Source organism: Caulobacter sp. GW821-FHT09B08 (assembly GCF_059418225.1).
The window spans coordinates 38,927-54,324 of sequence record NZ_JBWKPL010000007.1; the positions used below are offsets into that span (position 1 = coordinate 38,927).

The window sequence follows — 15,398 nt, forward strand, 5'->3', positions numbered from 1 at the left end:
CCTGCGACAAATTCTACTTCAGAACGCTCGGCTGGTGCTTAGGCCCGCGTCGAAATCCTGGAAAATGTCGACGGCTTCGTCCACGTCGGCCACCAGCGGTTGTCCCGGCTGGAAGCGATAGCGCCAGAAGCTGGCGATGTGGGCGATCACCCCGACCTTCTCGCCCAGCGACAGGAACATGTCCGGGGCGCGCAGCAGGAACTCGCGGAACGCCTGGGGCTTTCCGTTGTCGATCAGGTCCTCGAAGGCCCGGTCGTAGACGTCCAGCGCCCGCATGATCGACTTGCGCTCGACCACGATGCCCTGGCGCAGGCGCTTGCGGGTGTCTTCGATGTAGCGGGCGGTCTCGGCCTCGCGGTTGCCGGTCACCGACAGCCGGGCGATCTCGCCGCCCACCGCGTTCAGCTCGGGCCACAGCCGGGTCAGCATCCACTTGTAATAGAGGAAGCCCTTCCAGCTGAAGACGCCCTCCTTGAAGCTCTCGCCGTCCATGACCAGGGTCTCGCGCAGCGGCTCCAGCCGCTCGTCGACGTCGGTGGACAGCAGGGCCTCGACCAGGCGGGCGGTGTGGGCGCCGGGCACCACGCGACCGGCGTCGCGGAAGGCCAGGTTGATCAGCTGCGAGATCTCGCCGGCCACGAAGCTCTGCATCTGTTCCAGGTCGGCGGTCGACAGGGCGAAGTAGCAGGCCGCCACCATCACGCCGTGGCGACGCAGGTGCTCGCGCAGCAGGAACGGGTCCAGCGACGGCAGCTGGTCGATCAGCCGCAGGGTCGCGAGATCCCGGGCCATGTCGGTGTGTTCGTTGCAGGCCTCGCGCAGCAGCTCGACCCAGCCGCGCTGGCCCACGAAGAACGACTGGCCGCCCAGGCCCAGATCGCTGCGCTCGAACGGGATGATGATCTTGGTGGCGTTGGGCCGGATCTCGTCGAACAGGAAGATGTCGTCGGTCCGCAGGCGGTGCTTGACCACCAGGGCGGTGTTGAGGATCCGGTTGCGGAACAGCGGCGCCTCGCCGTGCTCGGGCCGATGGCTGCTCTGCGCCTCGATGGCCAGCAGGTTCAGCACGCGGCTGGTCGAGGCGGTGCGGTCCAAAGCCCGCAGGCTGCGGGTCAGGCGATCCGCCTTGTTCACCGGCCTTGGTTTGCGACGCACTGCGGACAAGGCCCGGCTTCCCCCTCGCTAGAGAAGGAAGCTCATAAACCCTGTCCTGCTAAGCAATCGTAACCATGACCGTATCCGAAGTCGGACAATTTGGCGCGCCGGCCGCCCCTCTCGCACCCACACGCGAGGCGAGAGGGGCGGCGCGGACGATCAACCCTGGAACGGGTCGCGCATCAGGATAGTGTCGTCGCGCTCGGGGCTGGTCGACAGCAGGGCCACCGGGGCGCCGATCAGCTCCTCGACGCGGCGCACATATTTGATGGCGTTGGCGTTGAGGTCCTTGAACGAGCGGGCGCCGGCGGTGCTTTCGCTCCAGCCTTCCATCTCCTCGTAGATCGGCTGGGCGGCGGCCTGATCGCGCATGCCGGCGGGCAGGTAGTCGACGGTCTTGTCGCCGATCTTGTAGCCGACGCAGATCTTCAGGGTCTTCAGGCCATCCAGCACGTCCAGCTTGGTCAGGGCGATGCCGTCGATGCCGTTGATGGCCACGGACTGGCGCACCAGCACCGCGTCGAACCAGCCGCAGCGGCGCGGACGGCCGGTGTTGACGCCGACCTCGCGGCCCACGGTCGACAGGTGCTTGCCCACTTCATCGTCCAACTCGCAGGCGAACGGGCCCTCGCCGACGCGGGTGGTGTAGGCCTTGACGATGCCCAGCACGTAGCCCGGCCCCTTGGGCCCCATGCCCGAACCGGCGGCGGCCTGGCCGGCGACGGTGTTGGACGAGGTGACGAACGGATAGGTGCCGTGGTCGACGTCCAGCAGGGCGCCCTGGGCGCCTTCGAACAGGATGCGCTTGCCGGCCTTGTACGACTGGTCCAGCAGGCGCCAAGCCGGCTGGGCGTAGGCCAGGATCTTGGGCGCGATCTCCATCAACTGGTCGAACAGCGCCTCGCCGTCGGCCTCGGGCAGGCCCAGGCCCCGACGCAGGGCGCCGTGATGGCTGAGCAGGCGCTCGATCTTGGGCTTCAGGGCTTCCGGATCGGCCAGGTCGGCCACGCGGATGGCGCGGCGGCCCACCTTGTCCTCGTACGCCGGGCCGATGCCGCGGCCGGTGGTGCCGATCTTCTGGCTGGAAGCCGCTTCGCGACCCTGGTCCAGGTCCTTGTGCAGCGGCAGGATCAGGGTGGCGTTGTCGGCCAGCACCAGCAGGTCGGGACCGATGATCACGCCCTGCTCGGCGATCTTGGCAATCTCGGAGAGCAGGTGCCAGGGATCGACGACCACGCCGTTGCCGATGACGGAAAGCTTGCCCTGCACCACGCCCGACGGCAGCAGGGCCAGCTTGTAGACCTTGCCGTCCACCACCAGGGTGTGGCCGGCGTTATGGCCGCCCTGGAAGCGAACGACGACGTCCGCCCGGTTGGACAGCCAGTCGACGATCTTGCCCTTGCCCTCGTCGCCCCATTGGGCGCCGACAACGGTCACATTGGCCATGTTCAGATATGCCTTATCACCTGCCGAAAAGCGCCCGCGGCCCTTCGACAGGACTCGGCGGCGGACGTTTCATATCTTGTGATCGGCGCAGCGGCCCCGCTTGAGGAGGCCGCCCGGTTCAGAACTTGTAGACCAGCCGGACCCCGACGTCGTCAAGCCCCTGGTTCTTGCCTTGGTGGAAGATCTGGCCGTTCGACAGGTGGGTGTAGGAAAGCTCGGTCGACCACTTGTCGTTGATGTCGTAGCCCAGGGCCAGTTCCGGCTCGAACAGCACCTGCGAGCCGAAGTCGATGCGGTGATAGTAGAGATACAGGCGGCGATCGATCTCTTCCTGGCTGATGCCCGGCTGGTTCACCGGCGGCAGGCCGGTTTCACCGTCGGTATAGGCCAGGCCCATGCCCGGACGCAGATAGAAGCCGCCCGGCTTGCCCAGCTCGATGCGCCAGTCGAAGCCGGCGGCCACGAAGTTGGAGGTGTTCTCGCTGTTGATCGACACCATGGCGTGGACCTGCGGCTTGCCCAGCCAGCGCAGGCTTTCGATCTTGTCGGTGCGATAGCCCAGATGGATGTCGACGCCGTCCTCGCGGCCCGCGGCGCCCAGGCCCACGGCCTTCCCCAGGAAGGTGACGTCGTGCTTGTAGGCGCCGACGAAGACTTCGCCGGCCAGGGCGGGCGCGGCGACGGCCACGGCGACGACGGCCGCGGCGGCGAACAGGGCTTTCTTCACGGAGTGCTCCCCAGCAGGATCGTGTGTCCTCTTATGGCTTGAACGGCGCAGCTGGCAAAGGGTTTCGGTCGTGTCGCGACGGGGTTAGACGTGTCACCCATGACCACCGCCCCAGCGATCTCCTTCGCCGACATCGAATCCGCCGCCGCGCGCCTCGCCGGCCTGGCCGTCCGCACGCCCCTGATCGAGAGCCCCGCGCTCAACGAACGCCTGGGCGGCCGGGTGCTGATCAAGCCCGAGACCCTGCAGCGGGCCGGCGCCTTCAAGTTCCGGGGCGCCTATAACCGCCTGTCCCAGCTGAGCGAGGAGGAGCGCCGGCGCGGGGTGGTGGCCTTCTCGTCGGGCAACCACGCCCAGGGCGTGGCCCTGGCGGCCCAGCTGGTGGGCTGCCCGGCCCTGATCGTCATGCCGTCCGACTCGCCGACGGTGAAGGTGGAGGGCACGCGCGGCTTCGGGGCCGAGATCCGCTTCTACGACCGCTTCACCGAGGACCGCGTCGCCATCGCGCAGGAGATCGCCGCCCAGCGCGGCTGCGTGGTGGTGCCCTCCTATGACGACCCGCACATCATCGCCGGCCAGGGCACGGCGGGGATCGAGATCGTCGAGCAGGCCCGCGCCTTCGGCGTGGCGCTGGACCGGGTGCTGAGCCCCGTCGGCGGCGGCGGGTTGATCGCCGGCGTCTCCACGGCGGTCAAGGCGCTGTCGCCGGGCACCGAGGTCTGGGGCGCCGAGCCGGCCGGCTTCGACGAGACCCGCCGGTCGCTGGCCTCGGGCCGGCGCGAGACCATCGACGAGGGCGCCCGCTCGATCTGCGACGCCTTGCTGACCCCGATCCCGGGCGAGCTGACCTGGCCGATCAACAGCCGGAACCTGTCCGGGATCGTCGCCGTCACCGACGCCGAGGTGGCCGAGGCCATGCGCTACGCCTTCTCCACCCTGAAGCTGGTGATCGAGCCCGGCGGCTGCGTGGCCCTGACCGCCGCCCTGACCGGCAAGATCGACCTGAAGGGCCAGGCGGCGGCCATCGTCTGCTCGGGCGGGAACGTGGACCCGGTGCTGTACGGGCGGATCCTGGCCGGCGAGATCTAGCCCTTCCCTCTCCTCACCCGCGCAGCGGGGGAGGTGGCGCGATGCGGATACGCATCGTGACGGAGGGGGCGTCCAGCCGCCGCACGACGCCCCCTCCGTCTCGTCGCTGCGCGCCCAGCCACCTCCCCCGCTTTGCGGGTGAGGAGAAGATCGCTAGGGTCCGCGCCCAGCGATCAAGATCTGCTCCAAAAGAGAGGCCCGATGAAACGCCTGCTGCTCGCGACCGCCCTGATCGCCATGCCTGTGCTGGCTCACGCCGCCGACGCGCCCAAGATCGACCCCGCCAAGCTGTCGGCCCATATCAAGACGCTGTCGTCGGACGACTTCGAAGGCCGGGGTCCGGCCACGGCGGGCGAGACCAAGACGGTCGACTATGTGGCGGGCCAGATGCAGGCTATCGGCCTGGAGCCGGCGGGCGACCTGAAGACCGACGGGACCCGCGCCTGGACCCAGGACGTGCCGCTGGGCCGGTTCCAGATCAAGGGTCCGGTCACCGCCCAATTCACCGTCGACGGCAAGGCCACGCCCCTGGCCCAGGGCGAGCAGATCGCCATCCGCGCCGCCATGACCAATGTCGACGCCGTCGCCATCAAGGACGCCCCGCTGGTCTTCGTCGGCTATGGCATCAAGGCGCCCGAGCGCAACTGGGACGACTTCAAGGGCCTGGACGTCAAGGGCAAGGTCCTGGTCGTGCTGGTCAACGATCCCGACTTCGAGACCGGTTCCGGAGACTTCGGCGGCAAGGCCATGACCTATTACGGCCGCTGGACCTACAAGTACGAGGAGGCCGCCCGCCTGGGCGCGGCCGGGGTGCTGATCGTCCACGAGACCGCGCCGGCCGCCTACGGCTGGGCCACGGTCAAGAATTCCAACACCGGCGCCGGCTTCGACATCATCCGCAAGGACCCGGCCAAGAGCCATCCGAACCTGGAGGCCTGGATCCAGCGCGACGTGGCCGTCGACCTCTTCAAGGCCTCGGGCCTGGATTTCGAGGCCCTGAAGAAGTCGGCCCAGACGCGCGGCTTCAAGCCGGTGACGCTGAAGGGCGCGACCTTCTCGGCCGACTACGCGGTGGACCATTCCACCATCGTCTCCAAGAACATCGCCGGCCGGATCAAGGGGACCGCGCATCCCGACGAGACGATCATCTACAGCGCCCACTGGGACCACCTGGGCGTGGGTCCGGCCGACGCCAAGGGCGACACGATCTACAACGGCGCCATCGACAACGCCGACGGCGTGGCCGCCATCCTGGAGCTGGCCCGCGCCTTCAAGAGCGCCCCCGCGCCGCAACGCTCGATCCTGTTCCTGGCCGTCACCGCCGAGGAGAAGGGCCTGCTGGGCTCGGAATACTACGCGGCCAACCCGCTCTATCCGCTGTCCAAGACCGTGGGCGACCTCAATATCGACGCCCTGTCGGCGGCCAGACCGGCCAAGGACATCTCCACCTCCGGCGACGGCAAGGTCGACCTGCAGGACCTGCTGGTGGCCAAGGCCAAGATCCACGGCCGCTATTTCACCCCGGACCCCAAGCCCGAGGCCGGCAGCTTCTATCGCTCGGACCACTTCTCGTTCGCCAAGCGCGGCGTGCCGGCCCTGTCGATCCGCTCGGGCGAGGACCTGGTGACGGGCGGCAAGGAGGCCGGCGCCAAGATCCGGGCCGACTACACCGCCAGCCGCTATCACCAGCCCGCCGACGAATGGTCGCCCGACTGGGACCTGACCGGCCAGGCCCAGGACATCGGCCTGTTCTACGACGTGGGCGCGGACCTCGCCAATTCCCGCACCTGGCCGGACTGGCAGGCGGGCTCGGAGTTCAAGGCGCTGCGGGACACGACGAAAGCCGACCGGAAGTAAGCCTCTACCGTCCGGGATGAAGGCGGGGACACACACTCACTCCAGGCGTTGGAGATTATCCGCGCCGTTCAGGGGTGAGTGTGTGTCCCCAAATCCGTTCCGGGCCGCCAAACGCGTTTGTGAAACCAAAAAATGACAGCCTCCGTCTTCGACCTCTTCAAACTCGGCGTCGGCCCGTCGAGCAGCCACACCATGGGGCCGATGACGGCCGCCAACCTGTTCGTCGGCCGGCTGCGCGACGCGGGCAAGCTGCCGGACGTCGCCCGGGTGGAGACGCGGCTCTACGCCTCCCTGGCCCTGACCGGGCGCGGCCACGCCACCGACCGGGCGGTGATCCTGGGCCTGATGGGCTTCGTCCCCGCGCAGCTCGACCCCGACGCCGGCGAGGCGGCCCTGCTGGAGGCCAAGGCGACCCAGTCGCTGAACCTGGGCGGCGACCACCCCATCGCCTTCGACGAGGCCAGGGACATCGTCTGGGCCGGCCATGAGCGCCTGCCCCAGCATCCCAACGGGCTTACCTTCACGGCCTTCGACGCCGCCGGCGCCGTCCTGGCCGAGCGCGCCTACTTCTCCATCGGCGGCGGCTTCGTGCGCGACGAGAGCGAGATGGGCCGCAACGCCCCGCCCGAGGAAGGCCCGCAGATTCCCCACCCGTTCGAGAGCGGCGCCGACCTTTTGCAACGGGCCGGCGACGCGGGCATCTCCATCGCCGGCGTCATGGCCGCCAACGAGCTGGCGCGGATGGACCAGGACGCGCTGGAGGCGGGGCTCGACCGCATCTTCCAGGCCATGGAATCCTGCATCGACAGGGGCATGCGCGAGAGCGGGACCCTGCCGGGAGGCCTGGACGTCAAGCGCCGCGCCCGCCAGATTCACCAGACCATCCAGGGCCGCCTGGAGCGCCAGATCAGCGATCCGCTGGCGGCCATGGACTTCGTCAACCTGTGGGCCATGGCGGTCAACGAGGAGAACGCCGCCGGCGGCCGGGTGGTCACCGCCCCGACCAACGGCGCGGCCGGCCTGATCCCGGCGGTGCTGCGCTTCTACCACCGCTTCCACAACGGCACGCCGCAGGGGGTGCGGATGTTCCTGCTGACGGCGGCGGCCATCGGCGCGCTCTACAAGAGGAACGCCTCGATCAGCGGCGCCGAGGTCGGCTGCCAGGGCGAGGTCGGCGTGGCCTGCTCCATGGCGGCGGCCGGGCTCTGCGCGGCGCTGGGCGGGTCCAACGACCAGATCGAGAACGCCGCCGAGATCGGCATGGAGCACAATCTGGGCCTCACCTGCGACCCCATCGGGGGCCTGGTCCAGATCCCCTGCATCGAGCGCAACGCCATGGGCGCCATCAAGGCCATCGACGCCGCGCGCCTGGCGCTGTTGGGCGACGGGCAGCATTCGGTGAGCCTCGACAAGGTGATCGCCACGATGAAGCGCACCGGCGAGGACATGAACGAGATCTACAAGGAGACCTCGCTGGGCGGGTTGGCGGTGGGGCTGTCGGTGAACCGGGTTGAATGTTGATCACTTGCCCCCTTCGGGCCTTCGGCCCTCCTTGCCCCATAGGGGGAAGAGGACGCCGCGCTTAAGTCCTCCGCCCCCTATGGGGGCGGACAGACGGCGCAGCCGTCAGGTGGGGGCAAGTGCGCAACCCACCGTCACACCGACACGTTAAGCCCCACCGTTCCCCACCGTCGGAGTTCCCCATGCGCCTTGTCCTGACCGCCGCCGCCCTGCTGGCCCTCTCCGCCTGCGCCGCCCACGCCTCCACGCCCGGATCGTGGAACGACCTGCGCGTCCGCTCCGACAAAGCCTGCGTCGCCGCCGCCAGCGAGCTGCGCAACGTGCGGGTCACCGCCTATGGCGACACCTATCAGTCGGTCACCGTCTCCAACCTGGAAGGCGTCTACAAGCCCAAGCACATGAAGGGCGCGCGCGGCAAAGCAACCTGCGTCTTCGACAAGCGCACCGGCCGCGCCGAGGTGCAGGAGCTGCAGGTCCGTCGCTAGATTTTTCGCTTCCGGTTTTCGCGGCCGCTGCTAGGGTGCGCCGCGAGAACAGGAAGGGAACACGGCATGACTGGCGTCATTCGCACCGGCATCGGCGGCTGGACGTTCGAGCCCTGGCGGGGCGCCTTCTATCCCGACGATCTCAAGCAGAAGGACGAGCTGAAATATGCGTCGTCCAAGCTGACCAGCATCGAGATCAACGGCACCTACTATTCCACCTTCAAGCCCAACAGCTGGCAGAAGTGGCGCGACGAGACGCCCGACGACTTCGTGTTCGCGGTCAAGGCCAGCCGGTTCTGCACCAACCGCCGGGTGCTGTCGGAGAACAACGACTCCCTGGAGAAATTCCTGAGCCAGGGGCTGGAGGAACTGGGCCCCAAGCTCGGCCCCATCAACTGGCAGTTCATGGCCACCAAGAAGTTCGACCCGGTCGACTTCGAGGGCTTCCTGAAGCTGCTGCCCAAGGAGATCGGCGGCCGCCCGGCGCGCCATGCCCTGGAGGTCCGCAGTCCGACCTTCGCCTGCCAGGAGTTCTACGATCTCGCCGCCAAGTACGGCGCGGCCATCGTCTACGCCGTCGACGACGAGGAGCCGACCTGGCCCTGCATCGACGAGCCGACCGCCGACTTCACCTATGCCCGCCTGATGTCGAGCAAGGAGGGCGAGCCCACCGGCATGAGCTCCGAGGAACTGGACGGCATCGTGGACCAGACCAAGGCCTGGGCCAAACGCGGCGACGTCTTCGCCTACTTCATCGCGGGGGCCAAGGTGAGAAACCCGGCGGCGGCGATGGCGCTGATCGGGAAGTTGAAATGAACCCTCTCCCAGAGGGAGAGGGCAGGGTGAGGGGTTAGAACGTCTGACGGCGTCCCGGCAGGGCGTTCGGTGCGAAATCGGTGAGGGCGTAACCCCTCACCCTCCCACCGCTACGCGGCGGGCCCCGCCCTCTCCCTCTGGGAGAGGGTTCGAAGAGGGCAGACACCCCAGCGCCCGCAAACTCGCCTCCACCGCCCGGTCCAGCGGGGTGTGCGGGACCTCGCCCAGGAAGGCGCGCAGCTTGCCGTCGTTCAGCACCAGTGGCTCGCGCCACAGGTAGCGCATCTCGGCCATCTCGCGGAACAGCGGCACGACCGGCGACAGGGCCACGATCAGCGGCCAGGGAAAGCCGCGCACCGGCAGCTTCGGCCGGCCCGTGACGCGCCGCACCGAGGCGGCCATCTCGCCCCAGCTCAAGAGATGCCCGCCGAAATGGAAGACCTCGAAGGCCGACAGCCGGCTCTCCTGGTCCAGCAGCCGGGCCATGGTCTCGGCTAGGTCGGGCAGATAGGCCCAGGCATGGGCCACGCCCTTGTCCGACGGCTCGATCACGGACCGCACCGCCGCGCCCGGCTTGACCACCGCCTGGCCGAACCAGTTGTTGCCGGCGTGCGGTCCGAAGAAGTCGCCGGCCCGCACGATCAGCACCCGCGCGCCGTCCGCCGCGGCCGCCTTCAGTCGCCGCTCCATCTCGACCCGGATCCTGCCCTTGCGGGTGGCCGGGGCCTGGGGCGCGGTCTCGTCGACCAAGGGGAAGGCCTCCAGGCCGAAGTTGTAGACCGTGCCCGGCAGCAGAATCCGCGCGCCCTCGGCCTTCGCGGCGGCGATGGTGTTGTCGATCATCGGCAGCACCAGCTTGCCCCAGTTGCGATAGCCGGGCGGGTTGGCGGCGTGGACGATCAGCTGGACGCCCCGGGTGGCGCGGGCCACGTCGGCGGCGACCATGGCGTCGCCCTCGATCCACTGGACGCCCGGCCGGGCGGGTTGGGGTCGGCGGGTCAGGGCCCGGACGGTCCAGCCGTGGCGGATCAGCGCCGTGGCGGCCTCGCCGCCGATGCCGCCGGTCGCGCCGATCACCAGGGCGGTGCGCGTGTCGTGCGAAGAGGTCATGTCCGTGTCTCCCGTGTTCGATGACGAGAAGATCGCCCCTCCACAGCCAAACGAGAATTGACGAACCGTCTTGATCTGCCATGCATGAATGAATGAGCGAGCCCGACTGGAACCTCTATCGCGCCTTCCTGGCGGTGCTGACCGAGGGCAGCCTGTCGGCGGCGGCGCGCGCCCTGGGCCTGACCCAGCCGACCCTGGGCCGCCAGGTGGCCGAGCTGGAGCGCGACCTCGGCGTGGCCCTGTTCACCCGCTCGCCCCAGGGGCTGAAGCCCACCGAGGCGGCCCTGGAGCTGGCGCCCCACGCCCGGGCCATGGCCGGGGCCGCCGGCGCCTTGGTCCGCGCGGCGTCCGGGGCGGGCGACACCGCCCGGGGGATCGTCCGCATCACCGCCAGCGAGATCGTCGGCGCCGAGGTGCTGCCCGCCATCCTGGCCGCCTACCGGTCGCTGCATCCGGGCGTGGTGGTGGAACTGTCGCTGGACAACCAGACCCAGGACCTGCTGCGCGGCGCGGCCGACATCGCCGTGCGCATGGTCCGCCCCACCCAGGACGCTCTGGTCGCCCGCCGCCTGGCCGACACCCATCTGGGCCTCTACGCCCACCGCCGCTATGTCGAGGCTCACGGCGCGCCCACCGACCTGGAGGGACTGCGCGACCATGCCATCGTCGGCTTCGACAAGGGCACGCCGTTCCTGCGGGGCCTGGTCCAGCGCGTGCCGCTGCCGCCCCAGGGCTTTTCTTTCCGCGCCGACAGCGATCTGGCCCAGCTGGCGGCGGTGCGCGCCGGTTTCGGCCTGGGCTTCGTCCAGCACGGGATCGCCCGCCGCGATCCGGACCTGGTCCCGGTCTGCGCGGGCCAGATCGGCTTCGACCTGCCCGTCTGGCTGGTCATGCACGAGGACCTGCGCGCCACGGTGCGGATGCGCACCATGTTCGACCACCTCGCCGAAGGCCTGGGCGCCTTCCTGGCCGCCTCACAGCCCTGAGCTTGCCCGCTGGAAGTCGGGCGCGGATCAGGCCACTAGGCGGATGGGATTTTCGAGGGGGACGAAGGATGAAGGTTTCGAGCGCTCTGGCCGTGCTGCTATCGCTGACCGCCGGGCCGACCCTGGCCCAGGACGCCCCGGCCGCGCCGATCCCCGCCCAGGTGAAGGCGCTCGAAGGCTGCTGGCATGGCGCGGGCGAGGTCATGGGCAAGCCGGTGACCCTGGACCTTTCCGTCCGGCCGGTCGCCCTGGGCGCGCTGGTCGTGATCGAGGCCGACAGCCAGGCCAAGGCCGATCCCGCCGACCGTTACGCCGCCCACCTGACGATCGGGGCCAAGGCGCCCAAGGGGGCCTTCCCGGCCATGCTGACCGGCTACTGGGCCGACAGCTTCGGCGGCGACTACACCGCCACCGGCGCCGGGGCGGTGCGCGAGGACGGCTTCGAGCTGTCCTACAGTTACCCGCCCTCGAGCTTTCTCAATCGCTGGGCCCTGGCGGGCGACAAGCTGACCTGGACGATCACGGCGCGCGAAGGCGACAAGAGCCAGGCCTTCGCCCGCTACGAAGCCACGCGCGCGACCTGCCCCGCGACCGGGAAACGTGGTTAACCAGACCTCAACGCCGCGCGGCTAGTCTGCCGCCATGCGCCGCGCCCTCGCCTGCCTGCTGATCCTGACCGCCCTGTCGGGTTCGGCCGTCGCCCAGACGGCCAAGCCGACGCGCGTGATCGTCTCGCCGGCGCCCGCCGCACCGGTCCAGGCCGCCGCCCTGCCCCCGCCGCTGATCCCCCTGACCGGCGCCGCCCAGGCCCGCGATCCGAACCAGTGCCGCTCGTCCTGCGACCGCACCTATTTCTTCTGCCGCGCCAACGGCGACGACGACACCTGTCCGACCAGTTGGATGCAGTGCAAGACCCGCTGCACGGCGACCTATTCGCCCCGGGCGCTGGGCAACTGAGACTGCCGCAACGGCAGTTTGACGGCTCGCATAACGCTGATACCCTCACCTGAACAACGATAAGTCAGGGAGGAGGCGATGACCTCCGCTACGCCACCAGCCAGGCTCCCGAAAGCCTGCATCATCGGCGCGGGCTGCAGCGGCTTCACCACCGCCAAGCGGCTGAAGGACGCCGGCGTCCCCTACGACTGCTTCGAAGCCTCCGACGACATCGGCGGCAACTGGTACTACAAGAACCCCAATGGACTCTCGGCCTGCTACGAGAGCCTGCACATCGACACCAGCAAGTGGCGGCTGGCCTTCGAGGACTTTCCGGTTCCGGCCGACTGGCCCGACTTCCCCCACCACAGCCAGGTCTTCCAGTACTTCAAGGACTACGTGGCCCATTTCGGCCTGCGCGAGACCATCACCTTCAACACCAAGGTCGAGAAGGCCGCGCGCACCGACGACGGCCTGTGGGCGGTGACGCTGTCGACCGGCGAGACCCGTCTCTACGACGTGCTGATCGTCGCCAACGGCCACCACTGGGACCCGCGCGTTCCGGAGTATCCCGGCCACTTCGACGGCCCCGCCTTCCACGCCCACAGCTACAGCGACCCGTTCGATCCGGTCGACATGCGCGGCAAGACCGTGGTGGTGGTCGGCATGGGCAATTCGGCCATGGATATCGCCAGCGAGCTGGCCCAACGCCCCATCGCCGGCAAGCTGATCGTCTCGGCCCGGCGCGGGGTGTGGGTGTTCCCGAAATATCTGAACGGCAAGCCGTCCGACAAATCGGCCATGCCGCCCTGGATGCCGCGCAAGCTCGGCCTGGCCATCGTCCGCAAGCTGATCCGCAAGCACGTGGGCAATATGGAAGACTATGGCCTGCCCAAGCCCGACCACGAGCCGCTGGAGGCCCACCCCTCGGTCAGCGGCGAGTTCCTGACCCGGGCCGGCTGCGGCGACATCACCTTCAAGCCGGCGATCAAGAGCCTGGAGGGCCGCCACGTCCGCTTCGCCGACGACAGCGTCGAGCCGGTGGACGTCATCGTCTTCGCCACGGGCTACAAGATCAGCTTCCCGTTCCTGGACGAGCCGGCCCTGGTTCCCGATGCGAACCACCGCCTGCCGCTGTTCAAGCGGATGATGAAGCCGGGCACGCCCAACCTCTTCTATATGGGCCTGGCCCAGGCCCTGCCGACCCTGGTCAATTTCGCCGAGCAGCAGTCCAAGCTGGTGGCCGGCTACCTGACCGGCCGCTACGCCCTGCCCGCCCGCGCCGAGATGGAGCGCATCACCGCCAAGGACGAGGAGCGCCACACCGGCCAGTTCTACGCCTCGGCCCGCCACACCATCCAGGTCGATTTCGGGGTCTATTGCGCCGACCTGAAGAAGGAGATCGCGGCGGGCGAGAAGCGGGCGCGGGCGGCCGGCGGCGCCCTGCCGGTGCCGGCCCGGGCGTCAGAGTCCTTGCCCCTGGCGGCGGAATGAGGCTGAAATCATGACGGGGCGTCATTCGGGCCTCGCCAAGAGTCGCCTACGATGTCGAACATCGCCTATTTCCCCGTCCGCCCGCCCGTCGAGGACAACAAGCCGGGCAAGCGCGAACGGACCAAGGTCGCCAACCGCCAGGCGATCCTCGACGCCGCGCGGGCGGTGTTCGGCGAGCTGGGCTACGAGGCGGCCACGGTGCGCGACATCATCCGGCGCACGGGTTTGGCCAGCGGCACCTTCTACAACTACTACAAGTCCAAGGAAGAAGTGTTCGACGCCCTGGCCGACGACGGCGCGCGGCGCTTTCGGCCGATCCTGCGGGCCGAGTCCGACAAGGCCGTCGACTTCGAGAGCTTCCTGCGCGGGGCGGTCCGCGCCTATTTCGAGTTCCTGGAAGGCGAGCACGAGAGCTGGCGGGTCAACCGGCCGGCCGGCGAGGTCTTCCCCCACGCCCGCGCCACGCCCGAGATCCAGGCGGTGTTCGACGAGGTCCACGCCGCCCTGGCCAAGGTGCTGGAGCACGACCACGCCCCGGCCGTGGACCTGGACTACTTCGCCGCCGCCTGCATCGCCGTGGCCCGCGAGATCGGCGACAAGATGCTGGAGCGCCGCCCCATCGACGTCGAGGGCGCGGCCGACTTCGCCGTCCGGATGATCCTGGGCGGCCTGCCGGCCCTGCCCAGCCCCTGACACTCTCCTAGCCGTCCCGCAAGAAAGAGCCCGAATGGCCGACCCCGCCGTCCAGAAGTTCATCCTCAAGGTCCTGATGTCGCTGCCCAGCCCCGTGCTGCGGGCGATGTCGGGCGGGGGCACGGTCTATCGCGGCGGGCGGACCCTGGACCCGCGTTTCCAGTTCCTGGCGGCGGCCGCGGCCAAGATGCCGTCGATGACCAGTCTCGCGCCAGACCAGGCCCGGGCCGCCAGCGCCCAGGGACTGGCGGCCATGAGCGGGCCGCCCGAGCCGGGCGTGCGCAACGAAAGCCTCTCCATCGAAGGACCGGGCGGGCCGATCAAGCTGCGCGCCTATCGCCCGGCCGACCAGGACAGCGGCGCGCCGCTGATCGTCTTCGCCCATTTCGGCGGCGGGGTGATCGGGGACCTGGAGACCTGCCACGCCTTCTGCGGGATCCTGGCCAAGACCTGCCGCACGGCGGTGCTGTCGGTCGATTACCGCCTGGCGCCCGACCACCGCTTCCCGGCGGGGCTGGAGGACGTGCTGGCCGCCTTCCGCTGGGGCCGCGATAATTCCGCACGTTTTGGGGCCGCCCCTGGTGTCGCGGCCATCGGCGGCGATTCGATGGGCGGCAACTTCGCCGCCATCGTCGCCCAGGAAATGAAGCGGACGGGCGAGGCCCAGCCGGCCCTGCAGCTGCTGATCTATCCCGCCGTCGACGTGGCCAGCGAGACGCCGTCCATGACCACCTATGGCGACGCCTACCCGCTGAGCCGGCCGATCATGGACTGGTTCATGGGCCACTATATAGGCCCTGACGCCGACCCGGCCGACCCGCGCCTGTCACCGGACAAGACGCAGGACCTGTCGGGCCTGGCCCCGGCCGTGGTGGCCACCGCCGGCTTCGACCCCCTGGTCGACCAGGGCGAGGCCTACGCCAAGCGCCTGATCGCGGCGGGCGTGCCGACCACCTACCGCTGCTACGACAGCCTGGCCCACGGCTTCACGGCGTTCACCGGGGCGGTGCCGGCGGCCGACGCGGCTTGCCGCGAGATCGCGCGGCTGGTGAAGGAACAGTTCGCCGCCCAGCGGGCCTGAGC

15 protein-coding genes and 1 pseudogene are annotated in these 15,398 nt (G+C 69.3%); 11 read left to right on the forward strand and 5 right to left on the reverse strand.

The annotated features are described in order from the left end of the window. Positions 1–18 precede the first annotated feature (18 nt). The 3 genes from AC07OA_RS18920 to AC07OA_RS18930 form a co-directional block, all read right to left on the reverse strand. Positions 19–1,164: a hypothetical protein gene (locus AC07OA_RS18920; protein ID WP_494665370.1), complete on the reverse strand. Its 1,146-nt coding sequence runs from the start codon at positions 1,162–1,164 to the stop codon at positions 19–21. Positions 1,165–1,314: 150 nt separating this feature from the next. Next, positions 1,315–2,601 carry an adenylosuccinate synthase gene (locus AC07OA_RS18925; protein ID WP_494665371.1) on the reverse strand — a complete coding sequence of 429 codons (1,287 nt, stop codon included), beginning with the start codon at positions 2,599–2,601 and terminating at the stop codon, positions 1,315–1,317. Between the two features lie 118 nt (positions 2,602–2,719). Then, complete coding sequence (locus AC07OA_RS18930) at positions 2,720–3,328, reverse strand: acyloxyacyl hydrolase (RefSeq protein ID WP_494665372.1); 609 nt, start codon at positions 3,326–3,328, stop codon at positions 2,720–2,722. A gap of 99 nt (positions 3,329–3,427) precedes the next feature. Between AC07OA_RS18930 and AC07OA_RS18935 the strand changes: the two genes are divergently transcribed. Next, a complete protein-coding gene (locus AC07OA_RS18935) occupies positions 3,428–4,417 on the forward strand; it encodes a threonine ammonia-lyase (protein ID WP_494665373.1) in 990 nt (329 codons plus the stop codon). 8 nt (positions 4,418–4,425) lie between these two features. Here the strand turns inward: AC07OA_RS18935 and AC07OA_RS18940 are convergent. After that, positions 4,426–4,539, reverse strand: a pseudogene (locus tag AC07OA_RS18940) (hypothetical protein); the annotation flags it as partial. A 79-nt stretch (positions 4,540–4,618) separates the two neighbouring features. Between AC07OA_RS18940 and AC07OA_RS18945 the strand changes: the two are divergent. The 4 genes from AC07OA_RS18945 to AC07OA_RS18960 all read left to right on the forward strand — a co-directional run bounded on the left by AC07OA_RS18945 (position 4,619) and on the right by AC07OA_RS18960 (position 9,096). Beyond that, entirely contained in the window at positions 4,619–6,274 is a 1,656-nt protein-coding gene (locus AC07OA_RS18945) for a M28 family metallopeptidase (protein ID WP_494665374.1), read from the forward strand. Between the two features lie 132 nt (positions 6,275–6,406). Further along, complete coding sequence (locus AC07OA_RS18950; RefSeq protein ID WP_494665375.1) at positions 6,407–7,795, forward strand: L-serine ammonia-lyase; 1,389 nt, start codon at positions 6,407–6,409, stop codon at positions 7,793–7,795. A 182-nt stretch (positions 7,796–7,977) separates the two neighbouring features. After that, complete coding sequence (locus tag AC07OA_RS18955; RefSeq protein WP_494665376.1) at positions 7,978–8,280, forward strand: hypothetical protein; 303 nt, start codon at positions 7,978–7,980, stop codon at positions 8,278–8,280. 66 nt (positions 8,281–8,346) lie between these two features. Continuing rightward, positions 8,347–9,096, forward strand: a complete 750-nt coding sequence (locus AC07OA_RS18960; RefSeq protein ID WP_494665377.1) for a DUF72 domain-containing protein — start codon at positions 8,347–8,349, stop codon at positions 9,094–9,096. Between the two features lie 96 nt (positions 9,097–9,192). Here AC07OA_RS18960 and AC07OA_RS18965 read toward each other — a convergent pair whose 3' ends face one another. Continuing rightward, positions 9,193–10,206 (reverse strand): NAD-dependent epimerase/dehydratase family protein, encoded by a 1,014-nt coding sequence (locus AC07OA_RS18965; RefSeq protein WP_494665378.1) that lies wholly within the window; start codon positions 10,204–10,206, stop codon positions 9,193–9,195. A 92-nt stretch (positions 10,207–10,298) separates the two neighbouring features. On the opposite strand from AC07OA_RS18965, the gene AC07OA_RS18970 reads away from it, so the two are divergent. The 6 genes from AC07OA_RS18970 to AC07OA_RS18995 all read left to right on the forward strand — a co-directional run bounded on the left by AC07OA_RS18970 (position 10,299) and on the right by AC07OA_RS18995 (position 15,396). Beyond that, positions 10,299–11,192 carry a LysR family transcriptional regulator gene (locus tag AC07OA_RS18970; protein ID WP_494665379.1) on the forward strand — a complete coding sequence of 298 codons (894 nt, stop codon included), beginning with the start codon at positions 10,299–10,301 and terminating at the stop codon, positions 11,190–11,192. A 68-nt stretch (positions 11,193–11,260) separates the two neighbouring features. After that, on the forward strand, positions 11,261–11,800 hold the full coding sequence (locus AC07OA_RS18975; RefSeq protein ID WP_494665380.1) for a hypothetical protein: 540 nt from the start codon (positions 11,261–11,263) through the stop codon (positions 11,798–11,800). 34 nt (positions 11,801–11,834) lie between these two features. Continuing rightward, a complete protein-coding gene (locus AC07OA_RS18980) occupies positions 11,835–12,149 on the forward strand; it encodes a hypothetical protein (RefSeq protein WP_494665381.1) in 315 nt (104 codons plus the stop codon). Positions 12,150–12,227: 78 nt separating this feature from the next. Continuing rightward, positions 12,228–13,622, forward strand: coding sequence for a flavin-containing monooxygenase (locus tag AC07OA_RS18985; RefSeq protein ID WP_494665382.1), 1,395 nt, complete (start codon positions 12,228–12,230; stop codon positions 13,620–13,622). A 51-nt stretch (positions 13,623–13,673) separates the two neighbouring features. Next, complete coding sequence (locus tag AC07OA_RS18990) at positions 13,674–14,315, forward strand: TetR/AcrR family transcriptional regulator (RefSeq protein ID WP_494665383.1); 642 nt, start codon at positions 13,674–13,676, stop codon at positions 14,313–14,315. Between the two features lie 34 nt (positions 14,316–14,349). Further along, entirely contained in the window at positions 14,350–15,396 is a 1,047-nt protein-coding gene (locus AC07OA_RS18995; RefSeq protein ID WP_494665384.1) for an alpha/beta hydrolase, read from the forward strand. Positions 15,397–15,398 lie beyond the last annotated feature (2 nt).

Excerpts from the sequence above, each read along its gene's own strand:
- AC07OA_RS18955 (WP_494665376.1), top strand. The coding sequence starts at position 7,978 with ATGCGCCTTGTCCTGACCGCCGCCGCCCTGCTGGCCCTCTCCGCCTGC.
- AC07OA_RS18935 (WP_494665373.1), top strand. The coding sequence starts at position 3,428 with ATGACCACCGCCCCAGCGATCTCCTTCGCCGACATCGAATCCGCCGCC.
- AC07OA_RS18985 (WP_494665382.1), top strand. The coding sequence starts at position 12,228 with ATGACCTCCGCTACGCCACCAGCCAGGCTCCCGAAAGCCTGCATCATC.
- AC07OA_RS18980 (WP_494665381.1), top strand. The coding sequence starts at position 11,835 with ATGCGCCGCGCCCTCGCCTGCCTGCTGATCCTGACCGCCCTGTCGGGT.
- AC07OA_RS18995 (WP_494665384.1), top strand. The coding sequence starts at position 14,350 with ATGGCCGACCCCGCCGTCCAGAAGTTCATCCTCAAGGTCCTGATGTCG.
- AC07OA_RS18975 (WP_494665380.1), top strand. The coding sequence starts at position 11,261 with ATGAAGGTTTCGAGCGCTCTGGCCGTGCTGCTATCGCTGACCGCCGGG.
- AC07OA_RS18960 (WP_494665377.1), top strand. The coding sequence starts at position 8,347 with ATGACTGGCGTCATTCGCACCGGCATCGGCGGCTGGACGTTCGAGCCC.
- AC07OA_RS18945 (WP_494665374.1), top strand. The coding sequence starts at position 4,619 with ATGAAACGCCTGCTGCTCGCGACCGCCCTGATCGCCATGCCTGTGCTG.
- AC07OA_RS18965 (WP_494665378.1), bottom strand. The coding sequence starts at position 10,206 with ATGACCTCTTCGCACGACACGCGCACCGCCCTGGTGATCGGCGCGACC.
- AC07OA_RS18970 (WP_494665379.1), top strand. The coding sequence starts at position 10,299 with ATGAGCGAGCCCGACTGGAACCTCTATCGCGCCTTCCTGGCGGTGCTG.
- AC07OA_RS18925 (WP_494665371.1), bottom strand. The coding sequence starts at position 2,601 with ATGGCCAATGTGACCGTTGTCGGCGCCCAATGGGGCGACGAGGGCAAG.
- AC07OA_RS18990 (WP_494665383.1), top strand. The coding sequence starts at position 13,674 with ATGTCGAACATCGCCTATTTCCCCGTCCGCCCGCCCGTCGAGGACAAC.
- AC07OA_RS18950 (WP_494665375.1), top strand. The coding sequence starts at position 6,407 with ATGACAGCCTCCGTCTTCGACCTCTTCAAACTCGGCGTCGGCCCGTCG.